Source organism: Joostella sp. (assembly GCF_048266025.1).
Classification (GTDB): domain Bacteria; phylum Bacteroidota; class Bacteroidia; order Flavobacteriales; family Flavobacteriaceae; genus Galbibacter; species Galbibacter atrarenae.
In genome coordinates this window covers 107,414-124,191 of sequence record NZ_JBLXAF010000007.1, presented here as the reverse complement: position 1 = coordinate 124,191, position 16,778 = coordinate 107,414, and the positions used below count along the sequence as shown (strand labels likewise).

General features: G+C 32.8%; 14 protein-coding genes and 1 riboswitch. Of the genes, 9 read left to right on the top strand and 5 right to left on the bottom strand.

Annotated features, from left to right (window positions below; genetic code table 11):
- The first annotated feature begins 13 nt into the window (after nt 1–13).
- The 4 genes from bglX to ACN0TY_RS12630 all read left to right on the top strand — a co-directional run bounded on the left by bglX (nt 14) and on the right by ACN0TY_RS12630 (nt 5,851).
- The gene (bglX, locus tag ACN0TY_RS12645) at nt 14–2,290 is read left to right on the top strand and encodes a beta-glucosidase BglX (RefSeq protein WP_417444795.1); all 2,277 of its coding nucleotides are present in this window, start codon (nt 14–16) and stop codon (nt 2,288–2,290) included.
- 86 nt (nt 2,291–2,376) lie between these two features.
- Nucleotides 2,377–3,282 (top strand): carboxylesterase family protein, encoded by a 906-nt coding sequence (locus ACN0TY_RS12640; RefSeq protein WP_417444794.1) that lies wholly within the window; start codon nt 2,377–2,379, stop codon nt 3,280–3,282.
- 13 nt (nt 3,283–3,295) lie between these two features.
- The gene (locus ACN0TY_RS12635) at nt 3,296–4,948 is read left to right on the top strand and encodes a sulfatase (protein ID WP_417444793.1); all 1,653 of its coding nucleotides are present in this window, start codon (nt 3,296–3,298) and stop codon (nt 4,946–4,948) included.
- 69 nt (nt 4,949–5,017) lie between these two features.
- Nucleotides 5,018–5,851 (top strand): endonuclease/exonuclease/phosphatase family protein, encoded by an 834-nt coding sequence (locus tag ACN0TY_RS12630; protein WP_417444792.1) that lies wholly within the window; start codon nt 5,018–5,020, stop codon nt 5,849–5,851.
- Here the strand turns inward: ACN0TY_RS12630 and ACN0TY_RS12625 are convergent, their stop codons facing one another.
- The 3 genes from ACN0TY_RS12625 to ACN0TY_RS12615 form a co-directional block, all read right to left on the bottom strand.
- On the bottom strand, nt 5,852–6,553 hold the full coding sequence (locus ACN0TY_RS12625; protein WP_417444844.1) for an ABC transporter ATP-binding protein: 702 nt from the start codon (nt 6,551–6,553) through the stop codon (nt 5,852–5,854).
- A 198-nt stretch (nt 6,554–6,751) separates the two neighbouring features.
- Nucleotides 6,752–7,783 carry a FecCD family ABC transporter permease gene (locus ACN0TY_RS12620; RefSeq protein ID WP_417444791.1) on the bottom strand — a complete coding sequence of 344 codons (1,032 nt, stop codon included), beginning with the start codon at nt 7,781–7,783 and terminating at the stop codon, nt 6,752–6,754.
- Nucleotides 7,780–8,943 carry an ABC transporter substrate-binding protein gene (locus ACN0TY_RS12615; protein ID WP_417444790.1) on the bottom strand — a complete coding sequence of 388 codons (1,164 nt, stop codon included), beginning with the start codon at nt 8,941–8,943 and terminating at the stop codon, nt 7,780–7,782. Before ACN0TY_RS12615 ends, ACN0TY_RS12620 begins: the two co-directional genes overlap by 4 nt.
- A gap of 95 nt (nt 8,944–9,038) precedes the next feature.
- Nucleotides 9,039–9,288, top strand: a riboswitch (cobalamin riboswitch).
- A gap of 73 nt (nt 9,289–9,361) precedes the next feature.
- On the opposite strand from ACN0TY_RS12615, the gene ACN0TY_RS12610 reads away from it, so the two are divergent.
- A complete protein-coding gene (locus ACN0TY_RS12610; RefSeq protein WP_417444789.1) occupies nt 9,362–11,227 on the top strand; it encodes a TonB-dependent receptor plug domain-containing protein in 1,866 nt (621 codons plus the stop codon).
- Between the two features lie 99 nt (nt 11,228–11,326).
- Here ACN0TY_RS12610 and ACN0TY_RS12605 read toward each other — a convergent pair whose 3' ends face one another.
- Entirely contained in the window at nt 11,327–12,805 is a 1,479-nt protein-coding gene (locus ACN0TY_RS12605) for a S41 family peptidase (RefSeq protein WP_417444788.1), read from the bottom strand.
- A 210-nt stretch (nt 12,806–13,015) separates the two neighbouring features.
- Here ACN0TY_RS12605 and ACN0TY_RS12600 point away from each other — a divergent pair, with 210 nt between their 5' ends.
- From ACN0TY_RS12600 to ACN0TY_RS12585, 4 genes are all read left to right on the top strand, one after another.
- Nucleotides 13,016–13,528, top strand: a complete 513-nt coding sequence (locus tag ACN0TY_RS12600; RefSeq protein ID WP_236959212.1) for an RNA polymerase sigma factor — start codon at nt 13,016–13,018, stop codon at nt 13,526–13,528.
- Nucleotides 13,512–14,036, top strand: coding sequence for a hypothetical protein (locus tag ACN0TY_RS12595; protein ID WP_417444787.1), 525 nt, complete (start codon nt 13,512–13,514; stop codon nt 14,034–14,036). Before ACN0TY_RS12600 ends, ACN0TY_RS12595 begins: the two co-directional genes overlap by 17 nt.
- A 93-nt stretch (nt 14,037–14,129) precedes the next feature.
- Complete coding sequence (locus ACN0TY_RS12590; RefSeq protein WP_236959214.1) at nt 14,130–14,681, top strand: DUF4252 domain-containing protein; 552 nt, start codon at nt 14,130–14,132, stop codon at nt 14,679–14,681.
- Nucleotides 14,682–14,771: 90 nt separating this feature from the next.
- Nucleotides 14,772–15,317 (top strand): DUF4252 domain-containing protein, encoded by a 546-nt coding sequence (locus ACN0TY_RS12585; protein ID WP_417444786.1) that lies wholly within the window; start codon nt 14,772–14,774, stop codon nt 15,315–15,317.
- A gap of 79 nt (nt 15,318–15,396) precedes the next feature.
- On the opposite strand, the gene purB is transcribed toward ACN0TY_RS12585, so the two are convergent.
- Complete coding sequence (gene purB, locus ACN0TY_RS12580; protein ID WP_417444785.1) at nt 15,397–16,740, bottom strand: adenylosuccinate lyase; 1,344 nt, start codon at nt 16,738–16,740, stop codon at nt 15,397–15,399.
- Nucleotides 16,741–16,778: the final 38 nt, after the last annotated feature.

Sequence of the window (16,778 nt, the reverse complement as noted above, 5' to 3'; positions counted from 1 at the left end):
AAAAAATGTTAGAATGAAAATAGTAAAAGCCTTAATATTAGTTTTTATACTTGGTGTTACAACAACTGTAATGGCACAAAATAAAGATAGAATTCCAGAAGTAGAATCTCTATTGGATAAAATGACTATTGATGAAAAAATTGGTCAATTAAACTTATTAACTCCTGGTGGCGGTGTAGCAACAGGTTCAGTAGTTAGCGAAAATGTAGAAGCTAAAATTAAAGCAGGTAATGTAGGTGGACTTTTTGGAGTAGCTAGTCCGAAGAAAATGAAAATAGCTCAGGACTTAGCAGTTAAAAAATCAAGATTGCAAATCCCTTTGCTTTTTGGTTCCGATATTATCCACGGATATAAAACAACGTTTCCAATTCCACTTGGTCTAGCTGCAAGTTGGGATATGGACTTAATAAAAAGTACCGCACAAATTGCTGCAAAGGAAGCTACAGCAGATGGTATCAATTGGAATTTCTCTCCAATGGTAGATATTTCTCGTGATCCTCGTTGGGGAAGAATTTCTGAAGGAGCAGGAGAAGATACTTATTTAGGCTCAGCTATTGCTAGAGCGATGGTAACAGGTTATCAAGGAGATAATCTTATGGATACAAATACAATGTTATCTTGTGTTAAGCACTTTGCTTTATATGGAGCGGTAGAAGGTGGTCGTGATTACAATTCTGTTGATATGAGTCGCGTAAAAATGTTTAATCAATATTTACCTCCTTATAAAGCGGCTATAGATGCTGGTGCAGCTAGTGTAATGACATCTTTTAATGATGTAGATGGAATTCCAGCAACTGGAAATAAATGGTTGTTAACAGATTTATTACGTGACTGTTGGGGTTTTGAAGGTTTTGTAGTTTCAGATTATACTTCTTTAAATGAAATGATAGCGCATGGTTTAGGAGATCTTCAAGCTGTATCGGCATTGGCTTTAAAAGCTGGTTTGGATATGGATATGGTTGGAGAAGGTTTTCTTTCTACACTTAAAAAATCTTTAGAAGAAGGAAAAGTTACAGAAACCGAAATAAATAATGCTTGTAGAAGAGTATTAGAAGCTAAATATAAATTGGGGTTATTTGATGATCCTTATCGCTATATTGATGATTCTCGTCCTGAAAAAGATATTCTTACTGAAGAAAACAGAGAGGTAGCAAGAAAGGCTGCACAACATTCTTTTGTATTGTTAAAAAATGAAAACAATGTTTTACCTCTAAAAAAAGCCTCTAGCATTGCATTAGTAGGACCTTTAGCAGATAGTAGAAATAATATGCTAGGAACTTGGGCGCCAACAGGGGATGTGAAAAATGCAATCACAATTTTAGAAGGATTTAAAAATGTCGCTCCAAATGCAACTATAAATTATGCAAAAGGAAGTAATATTTTAAATGATGAAGAACTTGCGAAGAAGATTAATGTTTTTGGACCACGTGTAGAAATCAGTAAAGAATCTCCAGAAGCATTGTTAAAAGAGGCTTTAGCGATGGCTAATAAATCTGATGTAGTAGTTGCAGTGGTTGGAGAAGCTACAGAAATGAGTGGAGAAGCAGCAAGTAGAACAGATATTACAATACCAGAAGCTCAGAAGAAATTAATAAGAGCTTTGGTTGCTACTGGGAAGCCTGTAGTATTGGTATTAATGAGTGGTCGTCCGTTGGAAATCCCAGAAGAGTTTGATATGCCTGTTAGTATTTTGCAGGTTTGGCATCCAGGAGTAGAAGCAGGAAATGCTATTGCAGATGTCGTTTATGGAGACTACAATCCATCTGGGAAATTAACAGCTACTTGGCCACGTTCTGTTGGGCAGATTCCAGTATATCACAGCATGAAAAATACAGGGAGACCTGCACCAACTTCGGAAGAATTTCAGAAATTTAAGTCTAATTATTTAGATGAGAAAAACTCACCTTTACTTCCTTTTGGATATGGATTAAGTTATACAACTTTTGAGTATTCAAACATAAAAATCAGCAAAGAAAAAATTTCACAAGGAGATGCAGTTGAGGTTTCTGTAACTTTAAAAAATACTGGAAATTATGATGGAGAAGAGACAGTACAATTGTATTTACATGATGTTGTAAGAAGTATAACACCACCTAATCGTCAGTTAAAAGGATTTAAGAAAGTGTTTTTAAAGAAAGGAGAAAGTAAAACAGTAACGATTACTTTACAACCAGAAGATTTGAAATTTTATAATTCAAACATAGAGTTTGTTGCTGAACCTGGAGTTTTTGAGGTTTTTGTTGGAGGAGACTCTAATGCTAGCTTAAAAGCATCCTTTATTTTGCAATAGAGAATGGTTAGCTCGCTTTATACTTTATAACGATCTTAGTAAAGATTCTATTAAACGTATAAAGCGAGTTTATAATAAGAATAAAAATGAAAACAAATACACTAGTTTTATTAGTAGCTCTTTTTCTTCTATCGCTTCAAATAGAAGCACAACAATATAAAGATTATGTTTCTGATGAGGTTACATCTGAAACATTCACGTATTCTGACACATTAAATCTAGATTTCTATTCTTCAGAGGAAAATATATCTTCAAAAAGACCATTGCTTATTTTGGTTCATGGAGGAGGTTTTTCATCAGGGAAACGAGATAATCCTTTAGAAAAAAAGTTTTGTATCGATATGGCAAGACGAGGTTATGCGGTAGCTTCAATGAGTTATAACCTTACAAGAAAAGGGAAGTCATTTGGATGCGATTATTCTTCAGCAGGAAAAATGGAAACTTTTAATTCTGTAACTAAGGATATCCTTAATGCTACAAGTTTCCTAACTGATAAAGCATCAACTCTTAATTTCAACGCTAATAAAATCATTTTGGTAGGAAGCAGCGCTGGCGCCGAAGCGGTTTTAAATACCGTTTATATGCAAGGAAGCCCTAAAACGAAGGATATTCCATTTGGAGCTGTAAAATATGCTGGAGTTGTTTCATTTGCTGGAGCGCTTGTGAGTACAGATTATATAACTGAGAAAAATGTTATTCCTTCGATATTCTTTCATGGAAAGAAAGATAATTTGGTTCCTTATTATATTGCGCCTCACCATTATTGTAAACCTACTAGTCCAGGTTTTATAACCTTATTTGGAGCTAAAGCTATTACAGATAAGCTTAATAAATTAGGAGGCTCTTATTTACTAGCAACGGATCCTGAAGGGAATCACGATTGGGCAAACCTAGCATACAATTATACAGATGAAATTGCAGGTTTTATATCAGAGACGATAGTTAATAAGAAGCATATAGTGTCGAACATACAAGTATCATCAAAAAAATGATAAACCTATACTCATGAAATTGATATTTAAATTTATACCCTTTTTAATCTTAGCAGTTTTATTTACAAGTTGTAAAGAAAAAAAAGAGCAGAAACCAGAAGTAGCTACCATTACTCAGAAGCCTAATATATTATTTATTATGGCAGATGATCATGCATTTCAAGCGATAAGTGCTTATAATCATCCGATCGGGAAATTAGCTCCAACTCCAAATATTGATAGGATAGCAGAAAATGGCGCTATCTTTAATCATACATATTGTACAAACTCTATTTGCGGACCAAGTAGGGCTGTTATTTTAACCGGGAAGCACAGTCATATAAATGGTTTCAGACAGAATGGAGAGCGTTTTGATGCGAGTCAGCCTACATTACCTAAAAAATTAAAAAAACTGGGATATGAAACTGCATTGGTTGGTAAATGGCATCTTTACGGATATCCTCAAGGGTTTGATTATTGGAATATAATAGACGATCAAGGGCACTATTATAACCCTGATTTTGTGAAGATGGGCGACTCCATACAGATTGATGGATATGCAACAGATATTATTACTGAAGATGCTATTAATTGGCTAGATAAAAAAAGATCTGATGACAAACCTTTTTTTATGATGCTTCACCATAAAGCTCCGCATAGAAACTGGATGCCTCCTTTACGTTATTTAACGGTGTATGATACTATTAAATTTCCTCTTCCTGATACTTATTTTGATAAGCATGAAAATCAAGTTGCCGCACAAGAACAAATACAAACTATTTATGATGATATGTATGAGGGACATGATCTTAAATTGAGCAAGAAGTTTGCTAGTACAGAGCTTTCTAATAATCCTTGGACAAACGATTTCGATCGAATGAGCCCTGAGCAACGTAAAATTTGGGATGAAGCTTATTTACCAAAAAACAATGCTTTCTGGGAGGCTGATTTACATGGAAAAGAACTAGCAGAATGGAAAGGGCAACGTTATTTACATGATTATTTAGCAACAGTAAAGGCTGTAGATGATGGAGTTGGCGAGGTTTTAGATTATTTGGAAGAAAATGGTTTATCAGAAAATACAATTGTTGTTTATACTTCTGATCAAGGATTTTATCTAGGAGAAAAAGGTTTTTTTGACAAACGTTTTATGTATGAAGAATCGTTTAGGATGCCTTTTTTAATTCAATATCCAAAGGCAATAAAACCAGGAACTGTTGTAGATGCGCTTACTCAAAATTTAGATTTTGCTCAGACTTTTTTAGATTATGCTGGCGGAAACGAATTAACAGATGGAATGCAAGGACAATCTATAAAACCGCTTTTAGATGGTACTGTTGAAGATGATAATTTTAGAGATGCCATTTATTATCATTATTATGATTTTCCAGCTTTTCATATGGTTAAAAAGCACTATGGTGTAAAAACGAAACGATATAAGTTGATGCATTTTTATGATGATATAGATGCTTGGGAGTTTTACGATTTAGAAAAGGATCCGCAAGAGTTGCATAATGCTATTAACGACGAAGAATATGAAGATGTTATTGCAGAAATGCATACAAAGTTAGATACGCTTCAAAAAGTATATAAAGTTACTGAAAAGGAGTATGAACAAGCTCCAAAGAGGAAAATTGAAAATAGTTACAAGAATTTTGATAGAATGCGAGGGACTCCAATTAAATAATTTAAAGATTTTATAACTATACGACCAGATTATTTTTGGTAGTTTAGTTGCAATCTAAACTTAATAAAAATGAAAAGATATTCACTACTGTTATTATTTTTTGCATGCAGCTTTTTAAATGCTCAAGATTTAAAAGTAATGACCTACAATATTAAATACAATAACCCTTCCGACGCTAAAAATAATTGGGATAGCAGAAAGGATTTTCTTATCTCTCAATTAAACTTTTATGCTCCAGATATATTTGGTACGCAAGAAGGACTCCATGGTCAATTAGAAGATATTCAGCATGCTTTGAAAGACTATAAGTATATTGGAGTAGGAAGAGATGAAGGAGATACAAAAGGCGAATATTCAGCTATTTTTTACAATGTTAAAAAGTATGATGTAGAAAATGGGAGCACTTTTTGGTTATCACCAACACCAAATACACCTTCTAAAGGTTGGGATGCTGCTTTAAATCGTATTTGTAGTTATGCTACTTTTAAGGACAAGGAGTCTGGCAAAGAATTTATGGTTTTTAATACTCATTTTGATCATGTAGGTCATGTTGCTCGATTGGAAAGTTCAAAGCTTATTTTAAAGAAAATGAAAGAACTGAATCCTAAAAATTTACCGATAGTTTTAACGGGTGACTTTAATTTGGATAGTAATTCTGAAGGTGTGGTGGCTATTAAAAAGGAAATGCTTGATAGTCATTTAGAAGCTGGAAAAAATGCTTTTGGTCCAGATGGAACTTTTAATGGGTTTCATTTTGAAAAACCTGTAGACAATAAGATTGACTTTGTGTTTATTTCAGATAATGATTTTGAAGTATTAAAAAGTGGGATTTTTAGTGATTCTAAGAATTTAAAATATCCATCAGATCATTTTCCTGTAATGGCATATCTTAACTTTAAATAATTATTTTTTAATCTTAAAAGATCCTGTTGCAGGATCAAAAGATACTAAATCTTCGGGGAAGAGATTTTTAAAGCTTCCTTTTTCGATTAGCGAACAAGGTTCTCCAAATGCTGATTTTTCAGTATCTAAGATTAATATTTTATCACATAACTGAATAGCCAGATCTATTTCATGCGTTGAAAATAGGATGGCTTTTCTTGTTTTTTGAGCGATTGTTTTTAGCAGTTTTAAAATATAAGCCTTGTGGTAAATATCGAGATGGGTAGTGGGTTCGTCTAAAATAATAATAGCAGTGTCTTGAGCGAGCGCTCTAGCAATCATTACCCGTTGCATCTGACCATCACTTAATTCAAAGCACTTTTTATCTTTTAGAGCCTCTAATCCTACAAGTTTAATAACTTCCCTTACTTTTTCAATATCTGTCTCGGAAAGTGTCCCTATCCAGTTTGTATAAGGTTGTCTTCCCAATGCGATGACTTCTAAAACACTTAAGTTTCTTGCTGGAATATGTTCTGTTAAAACAATGCTTATTTCTTTAGCTAAATCGCTGTTTTCAAAGGATTCTAGTGCTTTGTCTTTTATAGCTATTTCTCCTTTTAATTTAGGTTGAACGCTGGCTAGAGTTCTTAAAAGTGTAGACTTTCCAATACCATTTGCGCCAACAACGGCAGTAAGTTCTCCAGTTACTAATTCAAAATTAATCTCTTTAGCGATGGAATTACTAACTTTTTTAGAAATATATCCTACTTCTAAGTTTTTTGTTTTTAGTATTATATTTTGCTGTTGTAAATTGATGTTGAAACTATTATGGTTATTAATATATCAGGTAAAAGTATAAATATTTTATTGATTGACATCTAGAATTTAATATCAACGTATGGTTAGGTTTTATTAGGTTTTTTAAAACACCATTTTACGTTTCCTAACCAATAGCCATATCACTACGGGAGCTCCAATAATAGAAGTGATTGCATTAATTGGAAGTGAATATTCACTTGTTGGCAATTGTGCAATAGTATCGCATATCAGCATTAAAATAGCTCCGAATAAAATAGTTGCAGGTAATAGGATATGATGATTTTGTGTATTGAATAATTGTCTTGTTAAATGTGGAACTGCTAGGCCAATAAAAGCAATTGGTCCGGCAAAGGCTGTTATACTTCCTGCGAGAATACTTGTTGCTATAATGATAAGATATCTAGATTTTTTTAGTTGAACTCCCATACTTTGCGCATAATTTTCTCCTAATAGAAAAGCATTAAGTGGTTTGAGTACGGTTATTGTAATTAAGATTCCTATAATAAAAAGTGTGAATAGTAGTAGCAGTTGACTCCAACTAAGGTTTCCTAGACTTCCAAACGACCAAAAAATATATTGTTGTAGTTTTTCTTTGCTTGTAAAATAGGAAAGCACACTTACAACGGCTGTAGTGATACTCCCGAACATGAGTCCAATGATAAGTAATGCCATGGTGTCTTTTACTTTATTTGCGACTACAAAAATGGAAAGTAGTACTAAAAAACTACCCATGGTTGCAGCAATTGTAATAGAAATTCCGCTTAAAAAAAACGAACTAAAAATACTAGCAAATAGGGAAGAGCCCATAATAAGAATTGCAACCCCAAGACTAGCTCCAGAGCTTATTCCTAGCACAAAGGGTCCTGCCAAAGGATTTCTAAAAAGTGTCTGCATTAGTAAACCGCTAACGGAGAGTCCGCTACCTACTAAAATTGCTGTAAATGCTTTTGGGAGTCGGTAGTTTAGAATTATATATTGCCATGATTGTTTCTCGATTTCATTTCCAATAAGAGAATTTATAATCTCTTTGATTGGAATATTAACAGATCCTAAACTTATATTTATAAGAAAGAATATTATCAATAAGACAGCGAGTATAATAAACTGAAATCGATATGTTTTTATTGAATTCAAGGTTGCAATGGCTTAAAAAATACAGGTTCGTAATCTGTTAATACTTCAGGGTGCAAAATATGAATTATATCTTTTAAAACGATATCTGGTCTGTTTGGAGCCAATTCATAATAAAGAATACCACCTGTTGCGCCTGTAGTTAGGCTATAAGTATATATTTTTTTATTGGCATAAGCATCAAATTGAGTATAATGTACATTATTATCTTGCAGCTGACTATAGCTTGTAAATTGCCCAGGACCAATCCAGAAATCCGCTGATTTTGATTTTTCAAGCACACTTTCGAAATTTAAAGATAAGCTCCCATTTCCAAAGGTATCTTTCCATATATAATTAGCATTTGCATCATTTAAAAAATGAGCAACCCAACTTTCTCCAGCAGGAGCGTACCAAATATCTTTAAACATAGAGCCGCTAAAAACAGTAGGCTTGATATCAGTATTTGCCGCCAATGCTTTTGCTTCATTATAAGATTTAGCGATGTTATTAAAAATACTATCGGCAAGTTTTTCTTTATTAAAAAAAGCTCCAAAAAATTTAATCCACTCTGCCTTTCCAAGGGGGGTAGCTTCTACCCAGTCTCCATTGTAAACAACAGGAGTACCAGAATTTACGATATTTTGATAAGTTTTATTTTCGCCTTCAACAGTAAAACCCATTACTAAATCTGGCTCTAAATTTATTAATACCTCAGTATTTATAGATTCATTTAAACCGAGCTCTTTTACTTTTCCAGCTTCAATTTTTTCTCTTATTGGCTTAGAAGAGATATAATCTGTTCCAGGAAAACCAATTAGAGTATTTTCAATTCCCAATGCTTCAATAGAAGGAATATGCGTAGTTGAAGTTGCAATCATTCGTTTTACGGGTGTTTTAATAATAGCATCGTAAAGAGAATCATCAAGGCTAATAGTTTTCAAATCCTTTTCAGGAACTAAAGCATATGTAAAGGTTTTATTAGCACTTGGCCAAGGTGCATTTACTTTGATAATTGTAATTTTATCTTGCTTTGTTATGCTAAAACCCTTTGCGTAACTAATGGGAGTGCTAGTAACATTCTGTTCTATTATTTTATGGGGTGGAGTTGTTTGAGTTTTTTCTTTGGGTGTTTCTTTACAAGATAGGAACAGGAGAATTGTTAGAAATAATAGATTTTTCATTTATAAGGAGTTCTTTAGTATGGTAGTCAATAATATTTCAGCAATAAAATTAAGATTAATATCTCTTTTAATGGTAAGCTTATTTAAAATGTTTAATTTTGTGGCGAATTTATGGTTTTAAATCTGTTTTCAATAGATTTAAATTAAAAGGGAATACGGTTAAAATCCGTGGCTGTTCCCGCAACTGTAAGCTTTATCGTTACAATAAGTTTATTATTAGTAGCGTATCTTTTATAAAGTGTGTTATTTTCTTCGAAAACCACTGTTAAGGCAATTTTGCTAAGATGGGAAGGTAGAATAACATAAAAGCAAGCCAGGAGACCTGCCAAGATTCAAAATTTATTTATGTCAAACTTTCGGGATAAAGGTTTGCGTATGGGTAAACTCATACTTTTTTCCCTTTTATAAAACTTTTAGAATGAACAAAAGAATTTTTTCTCTTTGTGCAGCAGGATTTATATGCACACTTGCGACTGCACAAGAAAAAAGTAACCTCCAACAGGATGAAGATATCCAGCAGTTGGAAGAAGTAGTAGTATCTGATTCACGATTTTCATTAAAGCGTGAGAACTCAGGTAAAACAGTAATTAAAATCTCCCAAGAAGAATTACAACGTAACCAAGGGCGTTCTGTGGCCGAAGTAATAAATACCAAGAGTGGGATAGAAATTAATGGGAGTAGAAGTAATGCTGGTCAGAACTTATCTTATTTCGTTCGTGGGGGAAACAACCGACAAGTATTAGTATTGATAGACGGAATTCAAGTAAGTGATCCATCTCAAATAGCTATGGATTTTGATTTGAGATTATTAGATCTTAATCAAATTGAATCTATAGAAATTGTAAAAGGTGCAGCGAGTACTTTATATGGAAACCGTGCTGCTACAGCCGTAATAAATATTACCACCAAAAGCGCAGGAGCGAATAAAATAGGAGCTAATTTTGAGAGTAGCATAGGTTCTAATCAATCATCAGAAGAAAACGATTACAATTTATCCGACTTTTCTAATAGAGCTTCTGTTAATGGAACTTTAGGGAAGTTTACATATTTAGCAGGATTTGGAAATCAATATACAGACGGACTTTCCGCAGTAATCGGTGAGGAAAAAGATCCGTTTAACAGAATCAATTCTAATATTAATTTAGGCTATAAATTTTCAGATCGTTTTTCATTTAAAGTATTAGGATACTATGATAAATTTAAAGCAGATTTTGATAGTTCTTCGCCTCAACAAGATAGCGATGACTATTCGGAAAGCGAGCAATTTAGAGTTGCTATAACTCCAGAATATACCTATAACAATGGTAGCGTAACTTTAAATGCATCTTACAATACTATTGATAGAGATATTTATTCTTCATTTCCAAATTCTTATGAAGCCAATAGCACTGTAGTAGATTTATTTAATAAATATAATTTTAGTGATAAATTCTATACTATAATCGGTTTTAATTATATGAAAAGCGAAGCAACTTTGGGTGCTGATACCGATTTTTCTACTTCCGATCCTTATGCAAATGTTGTTTGGGTTTCCGATTTTGGATTAAACATGAATGTTGGAGGGAGAATGAATAACCATAGTGAATATGGTACTAATTTTACCTATAATTTTAATCCATCATATACATTAAAGTTTAATGATGATTACTTAAAATTCTTGGGATCTTACAGCACATCTTATATAGCGCCAACACTTTCTCAGCTTTTTGGAGCTTATGGTGCAAATCCAGATTTAGAGCCTGAAGAAGATAGAACTTTAGAAGGAGGAATGGAGTATAACAACGAAAAATTCAGAATTAGCGGGGTTTACTTCAATCGATATGAAGAAAATTTTATTAGTTATACTGATATTGGATATGAAAATTCTGATGATGACTTTACGGTGAATGGGGTAGAGGTAGAAGCTACGGTAACACCAATAGAATCTCTTATTATTGATGCCAACTATACATTTACTGAAAATAGAGATAAGGTTGCATTACGAATCCCTAAGCATAAGGTAAATGCAGGTATTCAATACGAGTTATTGAAGAAAACTAATTTTGGACTTCAATATCAATTTACAGGAAAGCGTTTAGATATTCAGTACAATCCAGACTTTACATCTCAGAATGTTGAATTGGATGCTTTTTCTCTATTGAATTTTAATGTGAATCACCAGTTCTCAAATAAGTTTACAGTATTCCTTAATCTTGATAATATTTTTAATGAAGATTATGAAGAACTTTTAGGATATACTACCAGAGGGAGAAACATAAGAGTAGGATTTAGGTTAGGTTTGTAGAGCCTCCGGGGTGTTGAGGGGCATCCCGAGTTTTTGCTATGTTTAAACGAAAAAGTCTCAGAATATCTGAGACTTTTTATGTTTTATGTAGTGACTTTATTATTTCATTCTGTAAAAGTCATAATTTGAAATGTTTCTATATGGCATAAAGTCGTTAGAACTTTTAATCGTATTAATATTTAATTTATCAGAAGTTCTTAGGTTTAAAGACTTGTTTGAAACTCCAGTAATTTGCTCAATGGCAACAGCAAGAAGAGGTTCATTAGGATCTCCTAAAACTCCTAAATCTCCTAACACTTCTAATTTTTCAATATCTGGATCTAATCCATCTGTAAACTCAGAAAATCCAGCAGAATTTTCATTGGTTCCAACCAAAGGCTGCAAAGCATACTTATGATTTGGGTTTACACCTGCTAATGAAGCGCTTCCAGTATATGCGTATGGACTACTTGTATTAGGGTTATCTATAAGTGTTATAGAAAATTCATTTTTACCAACTGTTTTATCCCCAATATGGGTTACTCCTATCCATGGATCCAAACCATTAATAAGTAATTCACTTGCAGAAGCACTTGCGTCTGTAGCAATTATATATACTCTTGATAGATTTAAGCTATTTAGTGCTGTGCCATCAATATTGTCTACGAAATTATTGTCTTCATCAAAATCACTCCATTTAGGATTCCAAGTAGCTTTGGAAAATAGCTCTCCAGTAAACTGTCCAGTAATGAGACTTGCCAACCTTGTAGAAGATGCTACTGAACCACCAGGATTGTATCTTAAATCTACAACTAAGTCTGTAACACCGTCAGCTTTAAATTCACTGAATACATTATTAAGTTCTTCATCGAAATCACCAACAAACCTGTTATACATTAAATATCCTATTTTAGTGTTGTTAACTTCCAGTGTTTTGTGGATATGAATAGGATTCTCAGTAAGTTCACTTTTATTAAGTTCAATGTTTACATTATTAGAAACAACTAAGTCGTTTTCAATAGTAGCAAAATTCATGGTATAACTTTCTTGATTGAAAAGGCTAAAATTACTTTCAATTATAGAGCCATTACTATCAGTAATAGCATATAATTCAGTACCATCAATAGCGTTAAAAAGGTCGCCCCTTTTAACATTTTTATTACTAGCATCACTTCCATTTATAACATAAGTAACTACACCAAGTACTTTATTTCCTCCTTCTGGAGGTCTTGTAACAACAAACTCAACTCCGTTGGTTGTAGCCACTCCCGAGAATGAGTTGAATAAATTATCATAATCGCTCTCAATGTAACTAAAGCGATCTTTAGGAGATAATACATCAGAAAAGATACCTTCTGGGGGTCCATAATTACTTAAGAAAGCATTATACTGTTCATTATTATCGTCTTTAGAATCAGAAAGATTTTCTACTTCAGGTTGCCATAAATACCAACTATTCATGCTTTTCCATATAAAATCTTGAATTTCAAGATCGCTGCTTACAGGTGGTTGTACAGGATTGTCATCTTGATCGGAGCAACTGTAGGTAAATATTAATGTAAAAATTAAAGCCCATTTTAATTTAAATAGGTGTCTCATAGGTTTGTTTTTAAGAGGATAAATTAGCTTCATATTGATATGAGTCGTATTAAAGACTAAAAAATATCAAAATTAATGCCAGTTTATGATTTGCGTTATCAGCGTAATATTACTTACATTTATTTTAATTATAAAATTATTGTAACAAAATCTATTCTTGTTCGTCTAGAAAGTAGAAAGCAGTTTTAAGCGATCTAATTAACCAACAAAATGCAACAAACGGAGTTTTTACATACTGTAATGCCTTTTAAGGATAAACTGTTTCGGCTGGCAAAGCGGTTATTGGTTTCTACGGAGGAGGCTGAAGACGCAACGCAAGAAGTATTATTAAAATTATGGTCTAATAAAAAGAAGATTAACAATTATAATAATGTAGAGGCGTTTGCTATGACGATGACAAAGAATTTTTGTTTAGATCGTTTAAAATCGAAGCAAGCAGGAAATTTAAAATTGGTTCATACCAATTATGAGGATAATAATACATCTTTGCAAAAGAAAATAGAGGTTGATGACAGCCTAAGTTGGATGCAAAAAATAATGAATACCCTCCCTGAGCAACAGCGTATGGTATTACAATTAAGAGATGTAGAGCAATATGAATATAATGAAATAGAAGAAATGTTAGGAATGAATCCTACTGCAATTCGAGTTACTTTATCGAGAGCAAGGAAAGCAGTTAGAGAACAATTACTAAAAAAGCACAGTTATGGCATCAGCAAATAATAATAACAATTCTAATGATAAGCATGTGAGGAATATTAATCCTCAAACAGCTAAAAAACAACTCTCACTTAGTGAGATTGAAAAACTACTGGAAAAGTATTTTGAGGCAACTGCAACTGTTGCTGAAGAAAACAAATTAAAGGAGTATTTCTCTCAAACAGATGTGGCGCCACATTTAGAGGAATATAAATCTATGTTTGAGTATTTTTCTGTAGCCAAAGAAGAGAAGAGCACGCAAGACATACCATTAAAACCTAGAAAAAATAGAAATTATTTAAAATGGATATCTGTCGCTGCCGTTGCTGCCATCGTTTTTGGTGTTTACTTAAATAGACCTATAGATACTCCATCTCCTGAAATTGCTTTAGAAGAAGAGTATACCAAAGAAGAAATTCAATCTGCACAATTGGCATTTGCCTTATTAACAGATAATTTTCAGAAGGGAACACAAGGAGCATCCTATTTAAAAGAGTTTGAAAGAAATACAAATCGTTTTATTAATAACTAATAAATTAAAAAAGACTATTAACTAATACAAGGTGTTTTAATAATTAGAAACAAATAATTACGCTAAAAGGACTTAAAGAAATAATAAGAAAATATGAAAAAGATAATTTTAATTATAGCATTAACGGTAGCGCCGTTTATATCTCAAGCACAATCAATTTTTGATAAATATTCGGAGAGCAACGATGTAACATTTGTAGCATTACAGCCAAAAATGTTTCAGATGTTAAGTAAAATTAATATCAGTACCGACGATCCAGAAGCGGATGCCATATTTGAACTTGTAAACAACGTTACAAGCTTCAAGGTAATCACAACAGAAAGTGCTACAGTAACAAAAGATATTGATGGTTGGGTTACAAATCATTTAAAAAAGTCTTCATTTGAAGAATTGATGCGTGTTCGTGATGGTGAGTCTAATGTTAAGTTTTATGTAAAGGAAGGTAAAGATGAAAACCACGTACAGGAGCTTTTAATGTTTGTTACGGATCTTAATTATGAAGAGTTAGAATTTAATGGTAAAAAGCCAGAAACGGTTTTACTTTCTCTTACTGGAAATATAGATTTACGTCAGATATCTAAGCTTACGAGTAAAATGGATCTTCCTGGGGGAGACCAATTAGGAAAAGCTGGAAGTCAGCAATAAGACTTTTATAACCTCCAATATCGCTATAGTTTGTTCGCTATTGGAGGTATAAAATATTAACTAAAAACATCAATCAATAATTAATAGAAAATGAAAAATCTTAAAAGTATATTTTTTCTCCTTGCTGTTACAATTCTAGCAGCGTCATGTGGAGACGGAACTCCGAGTTTACAAGAATATTATGTAGATAAAGCAGAGAACCCTAATTTTATCTCCATAGACCTTCCAACAAGTTTATTAGGTGTTGCAAGTAGTTCTTTAACTGAAAAGCAAAAAGAGGCTTATGAGTCTGTTAAAAAGCTAAATGTATTGGCTTTTAAAGTGAATACTGATAATAAAGCAGCTTATGAAGAGGAGAAAACTACAGTACAGACAATCTTAAAAGATGATAAGTATGAAGAGTTGATGGTGATAAATAGTGGAAAATACAAAGGAACAGTAAAATACCTTGGAGATGACGAAGCTATAGATGAAGTTATTCTTTTTGGAAGTGATGATGAAAATGGATTTGCACTTGTACGAGTGTTGGGAAATAAAATGAAGCCAGAAAATATGATGTCTCTAGTGGAAGCGGTACAAAAAGGAGCTGTAGATTCTGGAGCTTTAGAGTCGCAATTAGAAGGTATTTTTAATTAACGAAAAGCTTTTTAAAAAAATAACCCCAAAAACCTTTAAAAGGTTTTTGGGGTTATTTTTTTCTAAATCCTATTAAAGATTATATTCCAGTATAATTAGCAGGTGTAATTGCTTTTAATTCTGCTTTTATAGCATCAGAAACATTAAGAGTTTCTATAAAAGAAGCAATAGACTCCTTGTTTATTACTGCATTTGTACGTGTTAGACCTTTTAAAGCTTCATAAGGATTAGGATAAGCTTCACGTCTTAATATGGTTTGAATGGCTTCTGCAACAACCGCCCAATTACTTTCTAAATCAGCTTCAAATTTAGGAGCGTTAAGTAGTAATTTATTCAATCCCTTGATAGTAGATTGAAAAGCGATAAGCGTATGTCCAAAAGGAACTCCTATATTTCTTAGAACGGTACTATCTGTTAAATCTCTTTGTAAGCGAGATACAGGAAGTTTAGCCGAAAGATGCTCAAAAATAGCATTTGCAATTCCTAAGTTTCCTTCTGAATTTTCAAAATCTATAGGGTTTACTTTATGTGGCATAGCAGAAGAACCTACTTCTCCAGCTTTAATTTGTTGCTTAAAGTAATCCATAGAAATATACGTCCACATATCTCTATTAAAATCGATAATAATAGTATTGATACGTTTTAGCGCATCAAATAAAGAAGCCATATGGTCGTAATGCTCAATCTGTGTAGTTGGAAAAGAATGTCTTAATTGCAAACATTCTTCTACAAATTCAGTTCCAAAAGTTTTCCAATCGATAGTTGGGTAAGCAACTTTATGAGCATTATAATTTCCTGTAGCGCCTCCAAATTTAGAAGCGATAGGAATATTTTTTAATCCGTTAAACTGTTCATTCAGACGAACAATAAATACTTCAATCTCTTTTCCTAATCTTGTTGGAGAAGCTGGCTGTCCGTGTGTACGTGCCAACATAGAAACATCTTTCCAATCTTCTGCCAAACGACTTAAAATAGAAATTATTTCTTCATAAACAGGTAAATATACTTGCTCTAAAGCTTCTTTTAAAGAAAGGGGAATAGCAGTATTATTAATGTCTTGAGAAGTTAATCCGAAGTGAATAAACTCTTTATATTCTTGAATTTCTAAAGCGTCAAATTTCTCTTTTATGAAATACTCAACAGCTTTTACATCATGATTGGTTACCTTTTCGATATCTTTTATCGCTTGGGCATCAATAGTTGTAAAATCACTATAAATTGCTCTTAAATCGCTATATAGATCTTTGTTGAAATCTTTAAGCTGCGGAAGCGGGATTTCACATAGTGCAATGAAATATTCAATTTCAATACGAACTCTATATTTTATAAGTGCTTCTTCAGAAAAGAAGTCAGCTAATTTTTCTGTTTTACTGCGGTATCTTCCATCTATTGGAGAAACAGCGTTTAATGGTGTTAGTTGCATGTCGATATTTTAAGAAAGGGCAAATTTAACCTTCTCCA